General features: G+C 60.0%; 1 protein-coding gene. It reads right to left on the reverse strand.

Going from position 1 to position 265, the window contains the following annotated elements; genetic code table 11:
* Nucleotides 1–265, reverse strand: a 265-nt coding sequence (locus tag ACT3R7_RS20795; RefSeq protein ID WP_496199475.1) for an FAD-binding oxidoreductase, incomplete at both ends; no start/stop codon positions are given.

The raw sequence follows: 265 nt of genomic DNA on the forward strand, positions 1-265 counted from the left end.
CCACATCAATCTCCAGTACCTGATTCATATGCCGGGAAACATCCACCACGATACCGTCGGTCAGCGATTGGCCGTTGGTGCCGGTGCCGCCGCCGCGTGGGGTAAGTACTACTTCGCGGTAAGGCATCTCGGCCGCCAGCTTGGCAAGACGCTCCAGGTCCTCAGCATGACGAGGAAAGACCACCGCCTGGGGCAAGCGCTGGTAAATCGAATTATCCGTTGCCAGTACCGTGCGCTGGGCGTAATCAGGGGCAATCTCGCCGTC

This window comes from Halomonas sp. AOP43-A1-21 (genome assembly GCF_052376775.1).
Taxonomy (GTDB): Bacteria; Pseudomonadota; Gammaproteobacteria; order Pseudomonadales; family Halomonadaceae; genus Vreelandella; species Vreelandella colorata.